The following is a 1,135-nucleotide window of genomic DNA, read 5'->3' on the forward strand; positions in this document are numbered from 1 at the left end:
GTAAAGGGGCTTTCCGATCTCCAGCTCACCCGCCAGGCATTACTCTCTGATCAGTGCCTCGATGATCGGGCAGATCGTTCCGCCGTCTCCCGCATCACATTGCTGCACCAGTTCGCCTAACAGTTGCTGCATGACGACCAAGTCGGCCATCTTCTGCTCGATCAACGCGAGCTTGCGTGCAGCCCGTGCTCGCGTTTCGGCACAGGCGCACGACTCATCCAGCGTCAGCAGTCCACCGACTTCCGAGAGCGTGAAACCCAGCGCCTGAGCCCGCTTGATGAAACGCAGTCGCTTCACCATGTCCACCGGATAGCGCCGATGGCCACCCAAGGGTTTGGCTGGTTCATCCAGCAGCCCGCGTCGCTGGTAGTAGCGGATCGTCTCGACGTTCACCCCGGCGGCGTCTGCCAGCTTGCCAATGGTCAGCTCTGTGGCCATCACTTTCTCCTTGATTCCGTACTTTGGTACGGAGTTTAGAATAGCACCTAGGCAATCAGGCTCAGGAGATGGGAATGGGGATGCAACTCACCGGGAAAGGCTCGCTGGTCGCGAGTTCGCTGACCGCCATCGGTGCGTCGGTGTGCTGTGTCGGGCCACTGGTGCTGTTGGCACTCGGTGTCGGCGGTACGTGGGTGGGCGCTCTGACCATGATGGAGCCACTACGCCCCCTCTTCATCGGGTTGACTCTACTGTTCCTGGGATTGGCATTCCGCAAGCTCTACCTGGTGCCACAGGTTTGTACGCCAGGTACACCCTGCGCCGATCCGCGCACGCTCGTGCGACAGCGACTCGTGTTCTGGATCGTCAGCGTGCTGCTGCTCGGCCTATTGGCCGTGCCGTGGCTCGCCCCGCTGTTCTACTGAAGGAGATTAACCATGCGCAAACTGCTGATCGCCGTGCTTTTCGCCTTGCCCTTCGTGGCGCTGGCGGCTCCCCCGAAAACCGTCACGCTCGACGTGCAGAACATGACGTGCGGACTCTGTCCGATCACGGTCAAGAAGTCGCTGGAGAAGGTGTCCGGCGTGAGTGACGTCCAGGTCAATTTCGACCAGAAGACGGCGACCGTCACCTACGATCCCGATAAGGCCCAGCCCGAGGCACTGACTGAGGCGACCGCGAACGCGGGATACCCCTC

General features: G+C 61.1%; 3 protein-coding genes. 2 read left to right on the plus strand and 1 reads right to left on the minus strand.

The window, feature by feature from the left end:
• Window positions 1-39: 39 nt before the first annotated feature.
• The gene (gene merR, locus HZR81_RS23585; protein WP_003089120.1) at window positions 40-438 is read right to left on the minus strand and encodes a mercury resistance transcriptional regulator MerR; all 399 of its coding nucleotides are present in this window, start codon (window positions 436-438) and stop codon (window positions 40-42) included.
• A gap of 74 nt (window positions 439-512) precedes the next feature.
• Between merR and HZR81_RS23590 the strand changes: the two genes are divergently transcribed.
• Window positions 513-863, plus strand: a complete 351-nt coding sequence (locus HZR81_RS23590) for a mercuric transporter MerT family protein (protein ID WP_003089115.1) — start codon at window positions 513-515, stop codon at window positions 861-863.
• A 12-nt stretch (window positions 864-875) separates the two neighbouring features.
• The coding region (gene merP / locus HZR81_RS23595) for a mercury resistance system periplasmic binding protein MerP (protein ID WP_500129395.1) at window positions 876-1,135 on the plus strand (260 nt) is incomplete at its 3' end.

The sequence above is a fragment of the Pseudomonas sp. LM13 genome, assembly GCF_041381355.1.
In the GTDB taxonomy this organism is placed as follows: Bacteria; Pseudomonadota; Gammaproteobacteria; order Pseudomonadales; family Pseudomonadaceae; genus Stutzerimonas; species Stutzerimonas frequens.

What these genes read in the sequence shown, in the direction of transcription:
- merR (WP_003089120.1), bottom strand. Translation starts at nt 438, where the DNA reads ATGGCCACAGAGCTGACCATTGGCAAGCTGGCAGACGCCGCCGGGGTG.
- HZR81_RS23590 (WP_003089115.1), top strand. Translation starts at nt 513, where the DNA reads ATGGGGATGCAACTCACCGGGAAAGGCTCGCTGGTCGCGAGTTCGCTG.